Annotated in this window: 20 protein-coding genes and 1 riboswitch; of the genes, 7 read left to right on the top strand and 13 right to left on the bottom strand. The window is 35.7% G+C overall.

All coding sequences use genetic code 11. The features are described 5' to 3' along the window. Positions 1 to 617 precede the first annotated feature (617 nt). A protein-coding gene (locus OOK89_RS03630; protein WP_264718686.1) for an IS5 family transposase occupies positions 618 to 1450 on the top strand; the annotation gives its coding sequence in 2 pieces (ribosomal slippage) (positions 618 to 984 and positions 984 to 1450; 834 coding nt in all). A gap of 471 nt (positions 1451 to 1921) precedes the next feature. On the opposite strand, the gene OOK89_RS03625 is transcribed toward OOK89_RS03630, so the two are convergent. The 8 genes from OOK89_RS03625 to pgsA form a co-directional block, all read right to left on the bottom strand. Then, a complete protein-coding gene (locus OOK89_RS03625; protein WP_010962623.1) occupies positions 1922 to 2614 on the bottom strand; it encodes a thiamine diphosphokinase in 693 nt (230 codons plus the stop codon). Next, a complete protein-coding gene (locus OOK89_RS03620) occupies positions 2595 to 2870 on the bottom strand; it encodes a SemiSWEET family sugar transporter (RefSeq protein ID WP_006280002.1) in 276 nt (91 codons plus the stop codon). The genes OOK89_RS03625 and OOK89_RS03620 overlap by 20 nt, the downstream gene beginning before the upstream one ends. After that, positions 2859 to 2961: riboswitch (TPP riboswitch) on the bottom strand. Its footprint overlaps the gene before it by 12 nt. 76 nt (positions 2962 to 3037) lie before the next feature. Further along, positions 3038 to 3883 carry an SPFH domain-containing protein gene (locus OOK89_RS03615; RefSeq protein ID WP_264719317.1) on the bottom strand — a complete coding sequence of 282 codons (846 nt, stop codon included), beginning with the start codon at positions 3881 to 3883 and terminating at the stop codon, positions 3038 to 3040. A gap of 7 nt (positions 3884 to 3890) precedes the next feature. Continuing rightward, complete coding sequence (locus tag OOK89_RS03610) at positions 3891 to 4829, bottom strand: M23 family metallopeptidase (protein ID WP_264718717.1); 939 nt, start codon at positions 4827 to 4829, stop codon at positions 3891 to 3893. After that, positions 4826 to 5566: a YebC/PmpR family DNA-binding transcriptional regulator gene (locus OOK89_RS03605; RefSeq protein ID WP_264718716.1), complete on the bottom strand. Its 741-nt coding sequence runs from the start codon at positions 5564 to 5566 to the stop codon at positions 4826 to 4828. The genes OOK89_RS03610 and OOK89_RS03605 overlap by 4 nt, the downstream gene beginning before the upstream one ends. 59 nt (positions 5567 to 5625) lie before the next feature. Beyond that, positions 5626 to 6333 (bottom strand): outer membrane protein assembly factor BamD, encoded by a 708-nt coding sequence (locus OOK89_RS03600; protein ID WP_264718715.1) that lies wholly within the window; start codon positions 6331 to 6333, stop codon positions 5626 to 5628. 60 nt (positions 6334 to 6393) lie between these two features. Next, positions 6394 to 7335 carry a hypothetical protein gene (locus OOK89_RS03595; RefSeq protein WP_010962628.1) on the bottom strand — a complete coding sequence of 314 codons (942 nt, stop codon included), beginning with the start codon at positions 7333 to 7335 and terminating at the stop codon, positions 6394 to 6396. 111 nt (positions 7336 to 7446) lie between these two features. Beyond that, positions 7447 to 7989, bottom strand: a complete 543-nt coding sequence (gene pgsA / locus OOK89_RS03590; protein WP_012673109.1) for a CDP-diacylglycerol--glycerol-3-phosphate 3-phosphatidyltransferase — start codon at positions 7987 to 7989, stop codon at positions 7447 to 7449. A 134-nt stretch (positions 7990 to 8123) separates the two neighbouring features. On the opposite strand from pgsA, the gene OOK89_RS03585 reads away from it, so the two are divergent. Next, positions 8124 to 9446: a malic enzyme-like NAD(P)-binding protein gene (locus OOK89_RS03585; RefSeq protein ID WP_264719316.1), complete on the top strand. Its 1323-nt coding sequence runs from the start codon at positions 8124 to 8126 to the stop codon at positions 9444 to 9446. A 14-nt stretch (positions 9447 to 9460) separates the two neighbouring features. Here the strand turns inward: OOK89_RS03585 and OOK89_RS03580 are convergent, their stop codons facing one another. After that, positions 9461 to 10396, bottom strand: coding sequence for a P44/Msp2 family outer membrane protein (locus tag OOK89_RS03580; protein ID WP_264718714.1), 936 nt, complete (start codon positions 10394 to 10396; stop codon positions 9461 to 9463). A gap of 100 nt (positions 10397 to 10496) precedes the next feature. Here OOK89_RS03580 and OOK89_RS03575 point away from each other — a divergent pair, with 100 nt between their 5' ends. Together OOK89_RS03575 and grxD are read left to right on the top strand one after the other, a co-directional pair. Then, positions 10497 to 10715, top strand: coding sequence for a BolA/IbaG family iron-sulfur metabolism protein (locus OOK89_RS03575; protein WP_264718713.1), 219 nt, complete (start codon positions 10497 to 10499; stop codon positions 10713 to 10715). Between the two features lie 15 nt (positions 10716 to 10730). Further along, positions 10731 to 11054: a Grx4 family monothiol glutaredoxin gene (gene grxD / locus OOK89_RS03570; protein ID WP_264718712.1), complete on the top strand. Its 324-nt coding sequence runs from the start codon at positions 10731 to 10733 to the stop codon at positions 11052 to 11054. Between the two features lie 194 nt (positions 11055 to 11248). Here the strand turns inward: grxD and fumC are convergent, their stop codons facing one another. From fumC to murC, 4 genes are all read right to left on the bottom strand, one after another. Continuing rightward, complete coding sequence (fumC, locus tag OOK89_RS03565; RefSeq protein WP_264718711.1) at positions 11249 to 12643, bottom strand: class II fumarate hydratase; 1395 nt, start codon at positions 12641 to 12643, stop codon at positions 11249 to 11251. Between the two features lie 392 nt (positions 12644 to 13035). Continuing rightward, positions 13036 to 14058 carry an Obg family GTPase CgtA gene (gene cgtA, locus OOK89_RS03560; RefSeq protein ID WP_264718709.1) on the bottom strand — a complete coding sequence of 341 codons (1023 nt, stop codon included), beginning with the start codon at positions 14056 to 14058 and terminating at the stop codon, positions 13036 to 13038. After that, on the bottom strand, positions 14046 to 15320 hold the full coding sequence (gene eno / locus OOK89_RS03555; RefSeq protein ID WP_264718708.1) for a phosphopyruvate hydratase: 1275 nt from the start codon (positions 15318 to 15320) through the stop codon (positions 14046 to 14048). The genes cgtA and eno overlap by 13 nt, the downstream gene beginning before the upstream one ends. A gap of 4 nt (positions 15321 to 15324) precedes the next feature. Next, the gene (gene murC / locus OOK89_RS03550) at positions 15325 to 16749 is read right to left on the bottom strand and encodes a UDP-N-acetylmuramate--L-alanine ligase (protein WP_264718707.1); all 1425 of its coding nucleotides are present in this window, start codon (positions 16747 to 16749) and stop codon (positions 15325 to 15327) included. Between the two features lie 26 nt (positions 16750 to 16775). Here murC and OOK89_RS03545 point away from each other — a divergent pair, with 26 nt between their 5' ends. The 3 genes from OOK89_RS03545 to OOK89_RS03535 all read left to right on the top strand — a co-directional run bounded on the left by OOK89_RS03545 (position 16776) and on the right by OOK89_RS03535 (position 21262). After that, the gene (locus OOK89_RS03545; RefSeq protein ID WP_319803565.1) at positions 16776 to 17450 is read left to right on the top strand and encodes a septal ring lytic transglycosylase RlpA family protein; all 675 of its coding nucleotides are present in this window, start codon (positions 16776 to 16778) and stop codon (positions 17448 to 17450) included. A gap of 825 nt (positions 17451 to 18275) precedes the next feature. Then, positions 18276 to 19640: an ankyrin repeat domain-containing protein gene (locus OOK89_RS03540; protein ID WP_155968480.1), complete on the top strand. Its 1365-nt coding sequence runs from the start codon at positions 18276 to 18278 to the stop codon at positions 19638 to 19640. 134 nt (positions 19641 to 19774) lie between these two features. Beyond that, positions 19775 to 21262: a type II secretion system protein GspD gene (locus OOK89_RS03535; RefSeq protein ID WP_264718706.1), complete on the top strand. Its 1488-nt coding sequence runs from the start codon at positions 19775 to 19777 to the stop codon at positions 21260 to 21262. The last annotated feature ends 7 nt before the right edge of the window (positions 21263 to 21269 follow it).

Here is a 21269-nt window from a genome sequence, read left to right as displayed (position 1 = left end):
CCCCCTTATCATGGTACTGAAGCTATTGTATTTGCTTTCGCCAATCTGCAGATTAAAAGGTAAGGATTACTTAATGTATCGGCGTCTTATGTTCAATTTTTTGCAGTATATAGATACTGTATGTCTTTACAAAACTTCATCTACATCTAGATTTTTATCTAAATAAGCTGAACGCGCTTATAAAGCGTTACAAGACATCAAAAAATGCCAATACTCGACAGAGATAGTAAAAGACTAGCTAACTCGGGGATTCTTTGTCTTTTTTTCTGCTTAGTAAATTTCTTAAACATTTGCAGCGTAGGTTAGTTGCAATTAAAAGCGGCTGAATCTCGCTTGTCAAGCGTTTAAAACATAAAAAACGCCAATATTTTAAAGCGGATAATAACCTCAGGGCTTCTTTTGCCTTTTTTTTCATTTGGTAAATTTCTTAATATTTATAGCTAAACAACAACCGTCATCCCGCTACGTGTTAGCGGGATCTATGTTAAGGTATAGTAGGGGATCTATGTTAAGAGATACCGCGAATGAATCGCGGTATGACGGTGTAATGATGGTTAAGAGGTTGTCCACAAACCAAGGAATACGTAGTATATAAAGAAAGAATATTGAGGTAAGAGATGAGGAAAAAATATCCAACAGATTTAAGTAAAAGGGAGTGGGCAAGAATAGAAAAACACTTCAGAGTATCGTACAAGAAAGGAGGAAGGCCACCAAAATACAGTAAGTGTGAGATAGTAAATGCAATTCTTTATATACTGCGCACAGGATGTCAATGGCGCTATTTACCACACGATTTTCCGCCGTGGAAGGCTGTGCATGAACAGTTTAGAAGATGGAAAAAGCAGGGAATTTTTGAGAAAATGAACTATGATATCACTAAATATAGTAGGTCAAAAATGGGAAGAAATGAGGAGCCGAGCGCATGCATAGTGGACAGTCAATCGGTAAAAACCACGGAAAAAGGGGGGTCAAAGGTTATGATGGTGCGAAAAAGGTAAAGGGGAGAAAAAGACATATAATCACAGATACTCAAGGATTTGTGCTTGGTTGCTATGTAGGAGCTGCAAGCGAAAATGACAGAGATGGGGTGAAGATGGCATTGGACAATATGAAGGAAAAATACAGCAATATTAAGAAAATGTGGGCTGATATGGGATACCAAGGAAAAGATTTAAAGGATTACGTAAAGAGAGAATATGGGATAGATATTGAAATTGTCAAAAGGCCTCCATGTAGGTTTTGGGTGCATAAAGATACACCACTAGAACTATTGCCACAACGGGATCCTGGATTTTCAGTACAGCCGAGAAGGTGGGTGGTAGAGAGGACTTTTGCTTGGATCAATAGAAATAGAAGGCTATCAAAGGAGTACGATTTACTTACAACATCTACTGAAAGTTTCATATATCTGGCTATGAGTAAAGTTATGTTAAGTAGGGAATATGCTTGATTTACTGGTTTGTGGACAACCTCTAAGTAATTCGTCATCCCGCTGCTTGTTAGCGGGATCTCTTGTTAGCGCCGCGGCAGAATGACGGTTCGTAGCGGTATGACGGTTAAGCAATTTGTCATCCCACTACGTGTTAGCGGGATCTCTTGTTAGCGCCGCGGCGGTATGACGGTTCGTGGCGGTATGACGGTTAAGCAATTTGTCATCCCACTACGTGTTAGCAGCTAAGAGATACCGCGAATGAATCGCGGTATGACGGTCTGCGGCGGTATGACGGTTCGTGGCGGTATGACGGTTAAGCAATTCGTCATCCCGCTGCTTGTTAGCGGCTAAGAGATACCGCGGCGGTATGACGTAGGACTGCTGTCATTCAAGTAGCTGAAACTGGAATGACACGTCATAAAGGAACCAGTGTCAGCTACTTGGATGATACCTTTTTTCTACTTAGTTTGGGTTATGCAAGAAGTCTATTTACTTCTTAACTTGACGCACATGATGTCTTGCAGCATCATCTACTGTCTCTAAATAAATCATTGCTAGACATATACCACTGTGTACTTCTACGGATACCTTATTGCCTAAACTTCGATTAAAGCAAGAATTTTTTCCCGGAAAAGCAAGATTACTAAGGTGCAGTTCCCATTTTAATCCTTTAGTTGATATTTGAGCTCTCGGTATACCAAGTAAAGATATTTTAGTATTTTTTGGCAAAGAAAAAAAATGGGTAATACCTTTTTGTAAAGTGTAACCTACCATGGGAGGTGAAGGTGTGTAAAAGATACTGCCCGTACTTAGAAAAATGTTAATATTCTGTAGTATGTGATCAATTGCTCCTCCAGTAATACCCGTTACTATTGATGGCAATAACTTTACTGTTTTTAAGTGAGCCATTGCTTTAGAAAAGTCGCAATAATCTTGATCAGGTAGATATATCGTATTCAAATTAGCACGTAAATCCAGATTTACGCTATCCAAATCTCCTACTACAAGATCAGGTTTTACGCCAATTGATAGAAGCTTGTTTGCTCCTCCATCTACAGCAATAATAGGTATATCTCGTTTAAAAAACGATGAGCTCGGTATTTTTCCATTTAGCACTACAATAGAACGATATTGTTGTTGTGTACTGCAGTGCAGCACATGATCATGGTGCAGGTTTTGCATCGTAGTAACATTTTTGAATAATTGATATTATGCTAATCACTAATCCAGCAATATTGCTAAGCACCACAAAAATTGAGCTCTGGTAAAGACCATAGCCAATCCAAGACAATGAACAAATAAGATAGTTTACTAACATTAACATCGATACATCACGAGTAACTTTAGTGATATATGCTTTATATACTTGAGGTGATAATCCAATTAGAGATGCAATTAACGCAATGAAGCCGAAGCATTCTTCAATATTTATATACATACATTTTCCTACGCTTGCTTTAACAATATCAGGTTCAAAGGGTTGTACTTTATGTACTCTCAGCTTTTCTAGAGCACCCCTAATGCGTGTAATTTATAACATCATTTAGTCTATTAATCAAGAAATTAATAGTGACTTGCATTTATGAAACCCAATCGGCTTCTATGCTAATTATTATCTAAACTAATCGTCGGTTGTGCATCTTGCTCAGAGATTAGGGCAACCAACAAATTATTTATCAATTGAACCTTTTGCTTGCCATCTAATTGTAAGCTTTTGTTTTTTTCAAAATGAGCTATTACTTCCTCGACAATTCCTATTGCATTTTGCACTATATGCCTTCTTGCCGAAGTGATAGCATGTGCTTGTTGACGCCTTAACATTGCTTGTGCAATCTCGGACGAATACGCCAAATGCGATATTCTTGCTTCTGTAATCTCAATTCCTGCAATATCTAATCTTTGTTGTAACATTGACCGCAATTCATCTGAAATTTTATCAGAATTTTTACGTAAAGATTCCTCATCGCTTTCGCTATCATACGGATAATTGCTTGCTAATTCTCTTATTACTGAATCACTTTGCACAAAAACAAATTCGTGATAGTTGTTAACATTATAATACGCCTTTGCAGGGCTGTTTACTCTCCAAACAATTACTGCAGAAATCTCTATTGGACTTCCATTTGCATCATTCACTTTTATTTTTTCTGTGTTAATATTCTGAAATTTTAGGGAAACTATATATTTGCTTGAAAAGGGAAGCGTTATACATATTCCAGACTTAAAATAAGTTCCAATATAATGACCAAAAAACTCTATCACTCTTGCTTCATTAGGGTCATTAATAAAAAATCCTTGAAGAAAAGTCAAAATTGAAACAGCAGCAACTCCAAGCGCAATTGTGCTGTCATATGCCAAAAAAAGCAGCGATAAAATTAATCCTAGCGCTATTAGTACAGGAAAAAACCGGAGTTGACTTAAATTTCTATCGTTTATCGTATTCTTATCCATATTGTCTTTAAACTTCTTTTTCACTTGAACCCTCTCTGTTGATCGTTTTATTTATCTTATTTACAAATAGTTTAAACTCTCTTAATTCATGATCAGGCAATTTTACTTCAGTTTTATGCGCTATCGTAAGCGGATCGATGTGTTTGCCGTTATATATAACTTCGTAATGTAAATGGGGTCCTGTTGCAACACCAGTGCTACCAACATAGGCGATGACCTGCCCCTGCTTTACTTTAGAGCCTAACTTTATATCGCCACTAAATCTACTTACATGCGCGTAACAGGTTGAATATTCATTTTTGTGTTTTATTTTGATGTAATTTCCATAGCCACCATTCTTTCCTATATATTCTATCACACCCTCTGCAGCAGCGTATATGGGAGTGCCAAGTTTAGCTGCATAATCCACTCCTTTGTGAAAAACAATTTTACCGCGAATAGGGTGCTTTCTATTACCAAATTTCGAGGATATGCGATAATCTCCATTTAAAGGATTTGCAAAAATTTCGCCATTTTTTAAGCTTATTCCTTCTTTATTAAAATATCTTTCTTTGCCGTCTTGCGATTTATAATGATATAAACTAATAGCTTTCTTGTTTATTGTCAGTGAAGCATATAAAATTTTTTCTTCAGTCTTCTGATTATTAGGCAATCTCTCAAAAAGAACCTCTAATTTACTCTTCGGCACAATGTCTTTTTTAAAATCAACACCGAAATCTTTATATATGTTGATTAATTTCACCACTGTATTTGGCGCCAACCCTTCCGTGGCAAAAAAGGAAGATTTTATGGTACTGGATATGAATAACAACTTTCTATCACTTTCTGTCGTCAAAGTAGCTTTTTTTTTTCTGATTCCATGCTGGAATGGCTGTGCAAGATCTGTTGATGTTTCAGTAGCATATGCTGGTAAAATACAAAGCAATACAAATATTACCAGCCTCATAGCTTATCAACAAAAGTAAAATTACCTTCCACGTACTGTACATCGTCATTATCTTCTAGTTCTTCAACCAATGCAGATAATTTATCAATCAACTCTTTATCACTAATTTCAACTAGATCCTTTGGTTGCCACGAAAGACGAGCAAGTTCTGGTTCTCCGAATTTTGCATAAAAGGCATCGCGTACTTTACCAAAATCTTTTATTTCACAAGTTATAACGTGTAATCCTTCTTTGTCATTTTCCTCAACATTCAATACTTCTAATTCGATTCCATGACTGAATAAATCGTCAAAATTCGCACCCTCTGCTTTATAGACAATTAAACCTACATGATCAAAAAGGTAACTAACGCTTCCTGTTTCTCCTAAATTTCCACCCTTGCGAGAAAATATATAACGTACCTCAGAAGCAGTACGGTTGCGGTTATTAGTCAAGGCATGGACAATGAGTGCAGTACCAGAAGGCCCATGACCTTCATATTGTATTTCCTCGTAATTTTCTCCAGCAACATTACCAGTTGCATTTTTTATTGCTGTTTCTATTTTATCTTTTGGTAGATTTTCCTTGCGTGCAGCAAATATAGCAGAGCGAAGGCGCGGGTTGAGTTCGGGATCGGGCAGCCCTTGCTTTGCAGCAACTGTTATTTCTCTAATCATCTTCGTAAATTTTTGAGAGCGCTTTGCATCCTGAGCGCCTTTCCGATGTTTTATATTTGAAAATTGTGAATGACCAGCCATATTCAAATAGTTAAAAACCTAATTATATATCAAAGCATAGAAAAAGCTAAAGCAAATTTTCAAGCCTCTGGCTTGGCATCTTGCAGGTTTTCTGCTAATAACATACTTTCATACTGCTCAGCTTCTAAGTCAAGACCAAGGGCTGAATGAGCTGCTACTAAATAGTTAATAGACTTAGAAAAATATTTAGAATCTTTATAGCTTGCAATATTCTGGAAACGCTTAATTGCTGCTAAATATTCACCACGCCTCAGGTAAAATTTACCGATAGAATACTCTTTTGTTGATATATGTTCTGTGATTAATTTTGCTCTTTCCTTTATCTCGTCTACATATTCGCTGCCTGGAAAGAGATTAATGTACTCAGTGGCTAGCTCTAAAGTTTTATATGCAGTTTGCTGTCCAAGTTGCACTTTATTAATTTGCATGTAATAAGATAATACTCTTAAGTAGTATACATATGGTAAATCTTCACCATTTGAATAAACATATATATAATCATCCATATCACTTGCAGCACTGCTATAGTTACCCATATTATAGTGAGAGACCCCAGATAATAATTTTGCTTTCATTGCCCAATAAGAAAAAGGATACAAATCCTCTATCTTATGAAATGCCCTAATAGCTTGTTTATATTTTTTCTGGTCAAAAAGTTCAACTGCTTCTTCATATAGTTCAGTTTCAGTTTTTTCAAGATCATCCGCATACGATTGTGTAAAGGAGCAAATTAGGAAAATAAAGCACGTGATTAAAGTCTTATACATAAGATTTTTTTCGATCAAAATAAAGTATAGACCTAAATATTACTTAAATAAATAAATTTCTTAGGCAATAGCCGGTCCTTCTTCTTTATAACTACGGTCAGAACTACCTGCATTTCTTGATTCACCTCGTCCTTCCACTTTTGGATCTTTCAGCGTCTTACTGTAGGAATGTATAGTTAAGACCTGTACAGCCATAAAAATTGCAATACCTACCAAGCCTAAAGTAGGTCCAACAGCAGGATTTAAGGACGATGCTAATGCTATTAACATTATCCTTCTTATTAAAAATACAGAAGAACCAGCAAGCGCCAATCCGGCTACAGATATATTGCTAGTTTTCTTGCTAGATTTCTCATCAAGATCAGACTTTTCTGTTTCCTTTTTCTTATTTTTTTCATGCTTATCAATATAAGAAACAAGAGTTGCAAGAAAAGCAATTGCATTGGCAAGAAATAAAATTGCATCCTCTGCTGCTTCAAGTGAAGATGTTTCACCCATTATCATACCTACAATAACCAGTGCAGTTGTTATAGCCTCAATATAGATCAAACACTGACCTATATCAGAAATATTGTGCTCTTTTTCCTTTACTTCCTCTCCATTTTCAATAATCTCCAACTCTCGTTCTTTTTGTGCTATCTTCCTATTATTGTAAATTAAATATAGCGTACAAATAAGAGATAAGACTGTAAAAGGTAATATAGTGTGGCTTAGCGCGCCACTTATCACGCCAAGTAATACCTGATCGCTATATGTTTTTTCCAGTTCAATCGCCATCAGCAATGTAAATGGGACCATTGTTGCCAATGATGCACATTTTCTATATAGCTCTCTTTTTTTTAGTGCTAATAGTTCTTGTTCTAGCCTTTCTCTTTTGACTTCTTTATCAACTGTTGGCCAAAAATCCCAAAAAAACTCTTCTAATGGTTCAAAATCTCTTTTTTTCTTATTCTTTCCTGGAACCTTTTTAGTAGAAGAAAATTTGCCACTAGGTATTTTCATAATATTAACCTAATTAGTTGTAAGTTAATATAATTATACACCTTTTTGCTTTCTGAGTCAATATCACTAAGATATTAACTACTCTTGTCTATTAACTATTTCCTAGGAGATTTAATCAATCTGTTTGATGCCGGCTAGGATATAATTATAGCCTGACCACATAGTTATAATAGCTGCAACCCATAAACAAATCGCACCTGTATATTGAATCATATAATAATCGTTCATTATTAGCGCTACTACAGCAACCATCTGCAAAAATGTTTTAATTTTTCCAGCTTTGCTTACAGGTAGACTAACATTTGTAGCTATCAAAAACTCCCGCAAACCCGAGACTAATATCTCCCTACAGATGATGATAATCGATGGTACTATTGTAAAATCATTTATCTTCTGCTTATAAACTAGCATAATTATCGTTGAAACCACTATTAATTTATCAGCAATTGGATCAAATAGCTTGCCAAATTTTGATTGGACTTTCCACGCACGCGCCAAGTAACCATCAAAAAAATCCGTAATGCACGCAAACACAAAGATTGATATTGTTATCAGGCCTGCATATTTATTTTCTATATAAAAACTTAATATTATTGCTGGTACTGCAAGCGCACGAGAAATTGTAAGCAAATTAGGCACGTTTTTCTTAAGCATGTAATACCATTCTACGTAGTAGGTAAACTTATACAGAAGTACACCAGAGTTCACAAGCTAATAGTTTACAATTGAACATTTATAAAAACTCCATATACTTAAAAAATACAAGCTTAAAATATAAGGATGTAATGATGAACGATGATTTAGATAGTACCACAAAACAAGAGGCACTTAATTATCACAGTAGAGGTGGTAAACCTGGTAAAATTTCAATCATGCCAACAAAACCTTTATCTACCCAGTATGATTTGTCACTTGCTTATTCCCCTGGCGTTGCAGCTCCGTGCCTTGAAATAGCTAAAAATCCTGAGGTTGTTTATGATTATACGGCAAAAAGCAACTGTGTTGCTGTCATTTCAAATGGCACTGCAGTGCTTGGACTTGGTAATATCGGTCCTCTTGCTGCAAAACCTGTCATGGAAGGCAAAGCTGTTTTATTTAAGCGTTTTGCTGATATTGATGCAGTTGATATAGAAGTTGATACAGAAAATATAGAAGATTTTATCAATGCAGTAAGGTATCTTGGGCCAAGTTGGGGAGGAATAAATTTAGAAGATATAAGATCTCCTGATTGTTTTATAATAGAGAAACGCCTGAATGAACTGATGGATATTCCAGTGTTCCATGATGACCAGCATGGAACTGCGGTGGTTGTTGCAGCTGGCATAGAAAATGCTCTTGATATTGTTGAAAAGAAATTAGAGGACGTTAAGATCATTATGAATGGTGCTGGAGCAGCCGGTATTGCATGTTTAGAAATACTAAAGTCCATGGGTGCTAAAAATATAGTGCTGTGTGATAAGCAAGGAGTAATATACAAAGGTAGAAACGAGGATATGAATGAGTGGAAGGAAAAGTATGCAATTGATACTTCCGAACGTTCTCTACTTGATACAATAAAAGGCGCTGATGTATTCATCGGACTATCTGCAAAAGATGTGTTAAATGAAGAGATGTTAAAGAGTATGGGCAAAGACCCGATTATTTTTGCTCTTGCCAATCCCGATCCAGAAGTAAGGCCTGAGTTTGCAAAATCTGTGAGGCCAGATGCAATAATTGCAACTGGTAGGTCAGATTACAACAACCAAGTCAACAACGTAATGGGTTTTCCTTATATATTTAGAGGGGCACTTGATGTACATGCAACAACAATAAATGATGAAATGAAAATTGCAGCTGCAGATGCAATAGCAAAGCTTGCCCGTGAGCCAGTACCAGGTGAGATATCTGCAGCCTATGGCGGTTGTAAAATGAGCTATGGGCGTGAATATATAATACCTACTCCATTTGACCCAAGATTAATTTCTACAGTATCTCCTGCTGTTGCAAAAGCCGCAGTTGATTCAGGTGTTGCAAGAAAGGCAATACAAGATTGGAGTAAATATGAAAATCAATTAAAATCTCGCCTTTCTAATGTTCTCAGCACGCTGAATTTACTATCTTCACATATGTAATTTATTGGATAAAGTTAAAAGTGATAAACCAATCCAAACTCTAAGCCATATATGCCAAACCTATTGGTAATGGTTGCAGTTGTTGATTCAACACGTGCAGTTTCATCAACTTTACTTCCTCCACCAGCAGGAATATATTCTTCACCAGCTAGTATCTTTATTCCTGGTACAATATCTTTAAATTGGTTACCAAAAATACCAAAATAGCGTAAACCAGCAAATGCTTGAGTTTGTGCTGTAAGTTGGTGATTGATACCAAGTTTTGCTTGGTAAGCCAAGGCATATCTGGTTTTTCCTAGAAATTTAACCTTAGTTACACCTGCACCAACACCAACATATGGAGTGAATGGCATTTCTTCTGTATTAAAATCATGATATATATTAACCATTCCAGCCAAATTATTAAAACCTTCATTTCTCATCTTAAATGCAGCTTTGAACTTTGCTTCAACACTACAATTTTCTTGAATGTGAATATCAACCTTTCCACTTCTCCAAGGTGAATTGCATGCCGCTCCAGCAGACACATCATCATTACGACGAAGTTCAATATATCTTGCTTTGTTTTTATCTGAGTAATCTTCATCATATAAGTTAGTCTGAGAATATAGGCCTTCAAGCTCAACTCTCATATTTTTAAGTAGATATCCTATTGCAGCACTGCCGGCAAACCCTGGAACATATTTAGGACTATATCCAGCTCCAATCCGCTCTTTCTTATTAAAACTAAAAACCCCCTCTGTTATATTGTCACCTGCATCTTCTTTTCCTTCTAGAGAGCCTATTGCATTGAAGAATGCTCCAAAATAGTTAGCTTTGATGTAAACATTCTCTAAGTTATTTATTTTATCATCGTAAGATAAGCACCTAAATGAAAAAGTTAGCAAAACCAATAGATATGTGAATTTAAATCTTTTGCCCACCACAGAGACCCCTGCATAATTTGTCATTCCATTATTATAATACGCTTCTATTTTTATGGTAGCAATTTTTTATTGTGCTCAGTTGTTTTAGATTTATAATAAAAGTATTGTAATTTAAAGTAAATCAATGGCTATTGCAATTCACGAATTAGAGAGGATCATCAAACAATCGTTCCCCGACGCTGATATAAAGATTCATGATCTTGCTGGAGATGATGACCATTATCATTTAAAAATAAACTCCAAGTGTTTTCTTGGAAAGACAAAAATAGAACAGCATAAAATGGTATATAAAGCTCTGGAAGGTCAGTCTATACACGCCTTGCAACTGGAAACTAATACTTAAAAATAAGGTGAATTTATGAGCAATTTTGAACAAATAAAAAAAGATATAACAGAAAATGATGTGGTATTGTATATGAAAGGCACTTCTGATTTTCCTCAATGCGGATTCTCTGGACTCGTCGTGTCAATCCTTAAAAAATTGAACGTGAAGTTTAAGTGTATTAACGTGTTGGAGAATGATGAAATACGTGAATCTATAAAAAAGTTTTCTGATTGGCCAACAATTCCACAATTATATATAAAGGAAGAGTTTATTGGTGGTTGCGACATCACTCGCGAGATGTACGAAAAAGGCGAACTGCAAAGTTTATTGAAGGAAAAAAAAATTATTGCGGAATAAGTACCAAGAAACCAGTGCCCAGACGCTGGATAACGTAGTATAGCTATGAAAAAGGATCTTATGTCTTAAACCGTATCCGTTCAGGGGAGCGGCAAAATAAGGTAGACAAAGCAAGATAATAATGTTGATGTTAACACTATTGTCAAGTTTACTGGCCTTTCTATTAGTGAGATTGAAGAATTAAGTGTGAGCGGTTACAAATAATTTACCATTTCTTCTGGTTTCACTATCCTTTCAAACTCTTCCTCAGTGAGCAGTTGAAGTTTTGCTGCTGCTTCTTTTAGAGTGATATTTTCTTTATAAGCAAGCTTCGCTATTTTTGCTGCATTGTCGTACCCTATATGCGTATTTAATATAGTGACCAACATCAACGACTGATTCAGTAAATCTTTTATCCTCTCTTCATTTGCCTTAATACCAACTACACATTTTTCTGTAAAATTTAAACTTGCGTCAGCTAAAAGTCTTATAGACTGCAAAACATTGTAAATTATCACTGGCTTAAACACATTCAATTCAAAATGACCGTTTGAACCACTAATGGTTACAGCAACATGATTTCCCATAACTTGAGTGCATACCATAGTCACCGCTTCACACTGAGTTGGATTCACTTTACCTGGCATAATTGAAGAACCAGGCTCATTTTCTGGTAACATTATTTCCCCAATTCCGCATCTTGGACCAGAACCAAGCAACCTTATATCATTTGCAATTTTCATTAAACTGACTGCTACTGTATTGAGTGTTCCACTGAGCTCAACTAAAGCATCATTTGCTGCTAGCGCTTCAAATTTATTACCTGCTGAAGTAAATGGAAGATTAGTGATTTTTGCAACTTCTCTAGCAAAATCTTCAGCAAAACCCTTTTTAGTATTGAGTCCCGTGCCAACTGCAGTGCCACCTTGTGCAAGCTCACATATATCACTTAAAGTTGATTTTACTCTCTCTATCCCCTTTTTAATCTGGACTGCATAGCCAGAGAACTCCTGTCCTAGTGTTAGGGGCGTTGCATCTTGTAAGTGAGTACGTCCTACTTTTATTATATCTTTAAATTCCTGAACCTTATTATCCAGCACCTTATGCAATTTTTCAAGATTTGGAATAAGCAAGCAGTTTATTTGCTCTGCTGCTGCTATATGCATTGCTGTTGGAAAGGTGTCATTTGACGACTGACCATAATTCACATGATCATTTGGATGTATCGGAGATTTACTACCCAAATTACCACCTAAAATCTCTATTGCACGATTGCTGATCACTTCATTCATATTCATATTAGTCTGCGTTCCGGATCCAGTTTGCCAAACAACAAGCGGAAATTCATTATTAAATTTGCCATCTATTACTTCCCTCGCGGCTGTGCAAATTGCGTCCCCTACCCTATCATCTATAACACCATGTTTCATATTAACACGCGCTGCTGCAAGTTTTACTATTGCTAATGCTTTAATCAGAGGCTCTGGCATTTTTTCTGTGCCAATCTTAAAATTTTCTAAAGAACGCTGAGTCTGTGCTCCCCAGTAATGTTCACTTGGTACTTTTACTTCCCCTAAGCTGTCTGATTCTATTCTCGTCTTTCTATCCATATTTTCCTCCTGGTGTTATGCAAACTGGTTCACCACATAATTTTTTCATGCCTACTTCTTGGTTAATTAAATCATACTAGATCCAAGTAGTCAAGTGTACGAACATTGCAATTTTCAGGTAACTTGCATGGTAGATGCAAGTAGCTGACACTGATTCACTTTATGATGGTGTCATTCCAGTCTGGAATCCAGCCTTTTCATAATCATCAAAACGTTGTATTTTAACATAAAACGGCTACTTTTATGCTTACCAACTTAATAAAATTCCTGGATCCCAGTGTCTGGGCACTGGGATGACACCCTTCTGGTGGACTCAAATCACGATGTTTGCACAGCTGTACGCTTAGTTCTGGTTGCACGCTACCATTCTTGTACATCCATAAATAGAAAATTTACGCTTTAAAAGGATCATATACATCGATTTCCTTAGAATTACTCTTTTTCAATTTTTCACTTAATAATCTCAAAATGTGCTGTAAATCATCATTAATTGATAAGCACAGCACTTCTTTATTGAGATAATTAGCTAGGTGATTCTTCTTTTCCAGAATTTCTGCTTCCCTCAATAAGTCGCATTTGTTCAGTACTACAATCTCTTCTTTTTCAACAAGATCACTATTGTAAAGTTCCAATTCATTATGGATACAACTATAAGCCGAAACAACGTCACCATGAGTTACATCGATTAAATGAAGTAAAATTTTACACCTTTCTATGTGCTTTAAAAATTTATGCCCGAGCCCAACTCCAAGGTGAGCATCAGTAATTATTCCAGGAATATCTGCTATTACAACTTCGCTATCATCCACTTTTGTCACACCTAAGTGGGGTCTTACGGTGGTAAATGGATAATCGCCTACTTTTGTATCGGAATTTGAGCAGCGAGTCAAAAATTTTGATTTACCTGCGTTTGGCATGCCAATAATTCCAACATCTGATAAAACTTTTAGTTTTAATAATACATGTTTTTCTTCGCCAGGCTGACCGTAAGTAAAATGTCTTGGTGCCTTATTAGTAGAAGATTTAAAATTAGTATTTCCAAGTCCACCTTTTCCACCCTGTGCTACTTGAAATTCCATACCAGGCTTGTCAAGGTCTACTATTATCTCTTCACTTTCTTCATCAATTATTTGTGCACCGACTGGAACTTTAAGTATAACGTCTTTCCCTGCTGTGCCAGATCTATCCCTGCCTGCACCATTTTTTCCACTATCTGCTTTAATGTGTCTTCTATAACGAAAATGAAGCAAAGTGTTGAGATTAGCGTCGCTGATGAAAACTATGTTTCCACCCTTTCCTCCATTACCACCATTTGGACCACCAAATTCAACGAACTTTTCTCGACGAAAACTTGCACAGCCATCACCACCGTCACCGGCTTTTAAACACAATTTTACTTCGTCTATAAAACCCATGCTAACCCACGATAATATTTAGCATCCTTTCCTAACGTGCTTTCTATTCTCATTAGCTCATTATACTTCGCGAGTCTATCAGAACGCGATAGCGACCCGGTTTTTATTTGCCCGCAATTTGACGCAACTGCTATATGAGATATTGTTGTGTCTTCTGTTTCACCTGAGCGATGAGAAACAACAGCTTTATAGCCATTTGATTTTGCCATTTCAATAGCAGCAAAAGTTTCTGTTAACGTCCCTATTTGATTTGGCTTGATCAGTACAGCATTTGCCATTTTTTCCTCTATTCCTTTGCATATCAGTTCACAATTTGTAACAAACAAATCATCCCCAACCAATTGAATTTTACTCCCCAATTTTGCAGTAAGTAATTTCCAACCTTCGTAATCCTCCTCACTCATTGCATCTTCTATAGAAATTATTGGATATCTTTCCACAAGGTTACAATAGTATTCAGCCAATTCTTCCGAAGTAAGTTCTTTGTTTTCAAATTTGTAAATTCCATCTTCATAAAAAGTAGATGAAGCAACATCAAGGCCTAGTGCAAAATCACTTTGCGCTGAATAACCTGCTGATTCTATAGCGTATATGATCAAATCAAGTGCTTCTTCAGTACTTTCAATATTTGGTGCAAAACCACCTTCATCTCCTACGTTTGTGCTATAACCTTTTTTCTTAAGAATGCTACGTAAGTTGTGGAACACCTCCGCAGACATTCTGATTGCTTCACTGAAAGTCTCGGCACCGACCGGAAGAATCATGAATTCTTGAAAATCGAGCTTATTGTCTGCATGTACTCCACCATTAATTATGTTAATGAGTGGAACCGGCATAACACTCGTCTGCTTTCCTCCCAAATATCTATATAGCGGCATTTTGAAACTGTTTGCTGCTGCTTTTGCAACTGCAAGAGACACACCCAAAGTTGCATTTGCTCCAAGTTTTGATTTGTTTTTTGTTCCATCCAGTTCAATTAATGCTTTATCAATTGCATTTTGGTCCGCTGCATTCATTCCAATGATTTCATCTGCTATTATCCCATTTACAGCTTGAACAGCTTTCAGCACTCCCTTACCACAATACCTTTTCTCATCTTGGTCCCTGAGTTCCAAGGCTTCTAATTTACCGGTTGAAGCTCCAGAAGGTACAGATGCCCTGCCTATTGCACCATCACAGAGCTCAATTTCTACCTCAATAGTGGGGTAACCCCTGCTATCTAAAATTTCTCTTGCAAATACGTTATTGATTATCTTATTCATTACATTAAACCTTAACTTCCGCAATAAGTGCTGCAGTTTCCTTTGCCAATTTAGCTATATTACTACCAGCACCAATAAATAATACTATATCACTTGGACTTGTCGAATCACTAATAAAATGTGAAATGAGCAAAGCATCATTCATAATTTTTGTGTTATTAAATCCATTACTGATTAAAGCTTTTTGTATATCATCAATCCCACAACCAGGAATAGGCTTGTCTTCTGGGGGATGAACAGGAGTGAGGATGACATAATCAAACATCATGAAAATTCGTATGAATTCATCAAAAAAATTACGAATGCGGGCAAAACGAAGTGGTTCGATAATTCCTATTATCTTTCCTTTGGTAATCGAACGTGCTGCTGTTAAAGTTGCTTGTATTTCGTTTGGATGATGAGCATAATCCTCAATTAGCTTAACACCCTTAATATCGGCAATTAAAGAAAATCTTCTTGCTACTCCTTGAAATTCCAAAAGGCCTTTTTTAATGTCTGCATCGCTAATTCCGAGCTTTATCGCAACTGATATTGCAGCTAGTGCGTTACTGACTTTATGCATTCCTATTGTGTTTGATAGTACTACGTTTTTTATTCTGTGGTTATTGTCAATCAACACATCAAATTCCATGCTGTTATTATGTTGTTCGATGTTGCTGGCTCTTATGCTACCATTCTCAAACCCAAACGTTATAGAATTACTCGCATCATAATCGATGTCTACAGAATCAGGTAAAACTGCAGAACCTGCATTATTCACGAATTGGGAAAATGCATTTTTGATATTATCAAATGTGCCGTAATAATCTATGTGGTCATTGTTGATACTTGTTATGACAGCAATCTTTGCAGGGATTTTTAGCATAGTTCCATCAGACTCATCAGCCTCGATCAGAAAAGTGTCACTCCCTCCAAGTTTGAAGTTGCTCTTATAGGAATTTAATATCCCTCCTACAGTTACAGTCGCATCAATGCCAGAATGATCAAAAATGGAAGCAATCATAGCGGTTGTTGTTGTCTTTCCGCTTGAACCTGAAACCGCTATTACACACCTATCTTTCATAATTTCAGTAAGTATGTCTGATCTATGCAAAACGGTTTTATTGTTATTTTTTGCCGCAATTAACTCCACATTATCAGATTTTATTGCAGAAGAATGTACGACTATTTGAGCTTGGCTTATATTATTAGCATTGTGACCAATAAAAACCTCTATACCTAGCTTTTGTAACTTATTTATATTGTCGTTTGATTGTGCATCACTGCCTTGAACTTTGCAATTGGAATTGTGAAGAATTTCAGCAATGGCACTCATTCCGATTCCACCTATACCAATAATATGTATTATTCCTTTTTGAGTTTTGTTAATATTTAGCAGTAGATGTTTACTCATTACTAAATTTATTATAGTATAATTTAAAATCCTCATAGTATCGAACCCTCTTACCGAATACAATGATAAAAAACCTAACCTTTCTATGTCTAATATTTGTTTTGATAAGTAGCTGCAGTGTTAGCAACAGGTTTAACTGCACTGCAGGTCATTATAAAATTGGCAGCAGCTACACAATAAATGGTATAACTTATTATCCAAAAAACTGTAAACACTATGAAGAGATAGGGATAGCATCGTGGTATGGAATAGAAGATCATGGCACACTTACAGCAAATGGTGAAGCGTTTAACCGTCACTTGATCTCTGCAGCGCATAAGACTTTGCCCTTACCCTGCTTTGTTCTTGTCACTAATTTAGAAAATGGAAGAAAGCTTGTTACAAGGGTTAACGATAGAGGGCCTTTTATTGAAGGCAGAATAATAGACTTATCAGAAAAAGCAGCTCAAGTCTTAGGATTTCATAAATCTGGGCTTGCAAAAGTAAAAGTTCAATACCTAAGAAAGATGTCAGAACAATTGATACAAAATACTCCTCATTACAGAAAGCAATATGAAAAAGAAATGCAGAAACGTCACCCAAAACAAGACAGTGCAGAAAGTAAGGGATATGTTGCATTTTTTAAAAGTGCTCAGGCTGCTAAATCAGCTGCATCAAAGCTTCGCAATCAAGGAATAAAAAATGTTAGATTGCTTTTTAAGAACGATCAATATTGCGTGAAAGTGAGTTATAGGTAGTGGTGAGTGCAGAATTTGAAAGATTTGGTTAATGTAAGGAACGCTGGCTAACTATTGTAAGTTAAAAATGTGATATAAAAAAGATATCAACAATTTATAGCTATACCACCGCGGCGCTAACACGTAGCGGGATGACGAATTACTATCTACACCGTCATACCGCGATTCATTCGCGGTATCTCAGCCGCTAACAAGAGATCCCGCTAACAAGCAGCGGGATGACGATTGTCGTTTAGCTACAAACATTAAGAAATTTACCAAATAAAAAAAAAGGCAAAAGAAGCCCCGTGGTTAACTAGTTATTTATATGTACTTCAAAATATTGGCGTTTTTTATTCTAAACGCTGCAATTTAGCTGCTTTTAAATGCGACTAACCTAAATTATAAACGTTAAGAAATTTACTGAGTGGAAAAAAAGGCAAAGAAACCCTAGGGTAGCTAGCATTCAAATTCTCCCTTGTTCTATTTGACGTCTTTTGATGTCTTGAACGCTTTATAAGCGCGTTTCTGCTTGTATAGGTAGAAACCTAAAAGTTTTATAAAGACATGAGGTGCACATAGTGCAAAAAATTAAGCATGATTTACGCCAAATACAAAGTTCCCTTTGTCGTTTTAATCTGCAGATTGCGAAGATAAATAAATAGCTTCACTATCATGATAAGGGCGCTGGCGAAGGGTGTCAAGTAAGTTTTTTCGTTTCATCCAATGCGCTGCCAAAAGTTTGTTATGCAAGAATGCACTAGCCATTTCTCACAGATTCATTTAAACTTAATCAAGTAGGAGTATTATTAACGCGAAAAGGGTTCAATTAGAGATTGAAGTGATATGGCGCGTGAGGAAGATATAAATCAATTAGTAGAAAATGGATTTGATATTAACTCAAAAGATGCAAGTGGAATCACTCTCTTGCACAAATTCACAAAAGAAGGTGATTTAGTTGGAGTAAAGTCATTACTAGAGCACGAAGCTGATTTCAATGTCGTAGACAACGAAAATAGAAATCCACTGCATTATGCCATTATGCATGGACACAAGAAAGTTGCTAAACTTTTTGTTAATCAACTGACAATTAATTCCAAGGATAAAAATGGATTCACTCCACTGCACCTTGCTGCACTACAAGATGACACGGAATTAATAGATTTTTTGATAACAAAAGGCGCAAAAATTAATGAAAAAGATGTCAAAGAGGGCTATACTCCTCTTCATATAGCTTCACTATACGGTTCTAAAAAAAGTGTTCAAATTTTAATTGATAGCGGAGCAAATCTCGAATGTGAAGATAACAATTTTCGTACTCCTTTGTTTTTAACCATTTATCAATGCACCGCACATTATGACAGCAGAGCAGAAATTATAGAATATCTGATAAAGAAAGGTGCAAATATAGAAGCCAAAGATGCAGAAAATAACACTACGCTTTTCCTAGCAGCGTATAACAACAAAATGCAAATAGTAAAACTTATTGCAAAAAAACAGCAAGCAAGTAACGATAAAATTAAACTTAAAGAGTTTTTTTGCACAAAAAACAACCATGGTTTTGATGCGTTAGATTGCGCTATTGAGCATAACAATAGAAAAATGGTAACATTTCTTGTTTCAAAGGGAATAGAAGCAAACGATCAAGATTTTAATGGTAACGCTAGGCTGCATAAAGCTAGCCATAATGGTAACACTAAAACAGTTAAGCTCTTATTGAAGCTTAAGGTAAACGTTAATGCTGTTACTAAATGTAACAGAACTCCCTTGCTACTCGCAGTTAAAAAAGGCCATACACAAATTGTGAAAATGTTATTGGAAGTTAGAGCCAATATGAACATTTGTGAGCAACAAGGTTTTGCACCTCTACATCTTGCTGTTCAAAAGGATTATTTTGATATAGCTCAGTTGTTAACAGAAAAAGGTGCAGACCTTAACATTAAGTGCAATAACGGTCATACCGCAATAGATATGTTCATTAGCAAGGCTCATAGCAAAAAAAACATCGAAGAAAATTACAAAAAATTTTGTAGATTTTTGATGCTTTACCTGAAAGAGCTACATAGTAAACACAAAGCCTGTTGTATACTTTCAACCCTAGCTCTAAGCTTAACAATTATAGGCTTACCATTTATTTTCAAGCCTATTATTAAATACAGAGAAAGAAGTAAAATATATAAAAAAATTAGGGCTATGCTGGTCTACATTTAAGTACAAGAAGAGTATACAAAAAATACATAGCCAAAGCTAATACACGACAATTATCTGCTCGATGAAAATGAGATTAAATACATTTTTAATATTTTTATAGAAATCTATTAGTATAGATTTTGTATGCTGTTCTAATGGCTATTTTTAAATGCTTAATACTCCTCTTCATTATTTCTTGCACACATCTACCTACCAAGCAATATCCTATTAACATAGACAATTATAAGCACGATTATCCGTTGCAACAATATAACACCTCTTTGGAGATTAATGAACCGGCAATACCAGAAATTATGCCTTTACCAATAGAGTTTCCCGATCTCACAATCAGTAATCAGCTTATTTCTATTAATGTTAGTGAAGAAGTATCAGTAAAGGATTTGCTGATTGAGATAGGAAAACTTTCTGACGTTAACTTGGATATGGACCCAAAAATATCAGGTAATATTATTTTAAAGCTAAAAGATAAGGATATAAACGAAGTAATTCAGAGTATAGCAAATAGCGCCAAACTGCGTTACTCAATAAGTAATGGTGTAATTAGAATTGAGCAGGACTTGCCATACGCACAAAATTATTACGTAGACTTCATCAATATTCAACATTCTGCTCAAAGCAGTTTCGTCATTAATAACAATATTACTAACAGTGATGGAAGTAACGTTGATAGGGACTATAACAATGTTATGAAGTCTCAATACAGTAGTGACTTATGGAATTCATTAGAAAAAGGCTTGAATGCAATAATGGATGTTAACGGGGTGGATGATGGCGAATTCCTCTCATCCAACAGAGAAGCTGGTGTTATTATTTTGAATGCTAGAAAAGATATCCACAAAGCTGTTGAAGAATATATTAATAAGGTTAAGAAGTTAGCGTCTTCTCAAGTAATGATAGAGGCAAAAATAGTTGAAGTTGTGCTAGATGACAAATACCTTTCTGGTATGAACTTAAATGACTTACGCGATGGAACTAAGTCTATAATAAATCAAGATAACTCCATTATTAACCTAGCAATGAACTTTGGTGCGAATGATCTAGGAGATTTAGTAAAAAATTTAGACAAATTTGGCACTTCAACTGTAATTTCAAGCCCCAGAGTACATGCTATAAATAATCAGCAAGCGATGATTTCATTTACTAAAAACCATATTTATTTTACTTCCGATATACAAAAAGATACTAGAAACTCTAATCAGACCTTAATTACCAAGATGAATAGCGTTCCAATAGGTATTGTGCTAATAATCCACCCAAGCATTAACATTGATACTAGTGAAATATTCATGGATATACATCCAACTTTATCAAGAATTAACGGCTACGTTAAAGATCCAGATATAGAGTACGTCGCACAGCAGAGTAAAATGAAATTAAATAGCGACATTCCAATTGTTGAAATTAGAGAAATGAACTCTATGTTAAAAATTAAGAGCGGTGAAATTATGGTAATCGGCGGGCTTATAGAACATAGAGAAGATAAGCAAAGCTTATTGCACCAAAAGTCAAAAAGGCTAGCGAATAATATTAGAACAGTAGAAACTGTCATTTTTTTAAAAGCAACAATCGTACCAACATTTGGTTTGTTAGATAGAAAAGATAAGAATTTATATATATATTAAATTATCA

The organism is Wolbachia endosymbiont (group A) of Lasioglossum morio (assembly GCF_947250585.1).
Classification (GTDB): domain Bacteria; phylum Pseudomonadota; class Alphaproteobacteria; order Rickettsiales; family Anaplasmataceae; genus Wolbachia; species Wolbachia pipientis.
Note: the sequence above shows the minus strand (reverse complement) of the source record. Positions and strands in the feature narration are given on the sequence as shown.

What these genes read in the sequence shown, in the direction of transcription:
- OOK89_RS03625 (WP_010962623.1), bottom strand. Translation starts at nt 2,614, where the DNA reads ATGCAAAACCTGCACCATGATCATGTGCTGCACTGCAGTACACAACAA.
- OOK89_RS03620 (WP_006280002.1), bottom strand. Translation starts at nt 2,870, where the DNA reads ATGTATATAAATATTGAAGAATGCTTCGGCTTCATTGCGTTAATTGCA.
- OOK89_RS03615 (WP_264719317.1), bottom strand. Translation starts at nt 3,883, where the DNA reads ATGGATAAGAATACGATAAACGATAGAAATTTAAGTCAACTCCGGTTT.
- OOK89_RS03610 (WP_264718717.1), bottom strand. Translation starts at nt 4,829, where the DNA reads ATGAGGCTGGTAATATTTGTATTGCTTTGTATTTTACCAGCATATGCT.
- OOK89_RS03605 (WP_264718716.1), bottom strand. Translation starts at nt 5,566, where the DNA reads ATGGCTGGTCATTCACAATTTTCAAATATAAAACATCGGAAAGGCGCT.
- OOK89_RS03600 (WP_264718715.1), bottom strand. Translation starts at nt 6,333, where the DNA reads ATGTATAAGACTTTAATCACGTGCTTTATTTTCCTAATTTGCTCCTTT.
- OOK89_RS03595 (WP_010962628.1), bottom strand. Translation starts at nt 7,335, where the DNA reads ATGAAAATACCTAGTGGCAAATTTTCTTCTACTAAAAAGGTTCCAGGA.
- pgsA (WP_012673109.1), bottom strand. Translation starts at nt 7,989, where the DNA reads ATGCTTAAGAAAAACGTGCCTAATTTGCTTACAATTTCTCGTGCGCTT.
- OOK89_RS03585 (WP_264719316.1), top strand. Translation starts at nt 8,124, where the DNA reads ATGAACGATGATTTAGATAGTACCACAAAACAAGAGGCACTTAATTAT.
- OOK89_RS03580 (WP_264718714.1), bottom strand. Translation starts at nt 10,396, where the DNA reads ATGACAAATTATGCAGGGGTCTCTGTGGTGGGCAAAAGATTTAAATTC.
- OOK89_RS03575 (WP_264718713.1), top strand. Translation starts at nt 10,497, where the DNA reads ATGGCTATTGCAATTCACGAATTAGAGAGGATCATCAAACAATCGTTC.
- grxD (WP_264718712.1), top strand. Translation starts at nt 10,731, where the DNA reads ATGAGCAATTTTGAACAAATAAAAAAAGATATAACAGAAAATGATGTG.
- fumC (WP_264718711.1), bottom strand. Translation starts at nt 12,643, where the DNA reads ATGGATAGAAAGACGAGAATAGAATCAGACAGCTTAGGGGAAGTAAAA.
- cgtA (WP_264718709.1), bottom strand. Translation starts at nt 14,058, where the DNA reads ATGGGTTTTATAGACGAAGTAAAATTGTGTTTAAAAGCCGGTGACGGT.
- eno (WP_264718708.1), bottom strand. Translation starts at nt 15,320, where the DNA reads ATGAATAAGATAATCAATAACGTATTTGCAAGAGAAATTTTAGATAGC.
- murC (WP_264718707.1), bottom strand. Translation starts at nt 16,749, where the DNA reads ATGAGGATTTTAAATTATACTATAATAAATTTAGTAATGAGTAAACAT.
- OOK89_RS03545 (WP_319803565.1), top strand. Translation starts at nt 16,776, where the DNA reads ATGATAAAAAACCTAACCTTTCTATGTCTAATATTTGTTTTGATAAGT.
- OOK89_RS03540 (WP_155968480.1), top strand. Translation starts at nt 18,276, where the DNA reads ATGGCGCGTGAGGAAGATATAAATCAATTAGTAGAAAATGGATTTGAT.
- OOK89_RS03535 (WP_264718706.1), top strand. Translation starts at nt 19,775, where the DNA reads ATGGCTATTTTTAAATGCTTAATACTCCTCTTCATTATTTCTTGCACA.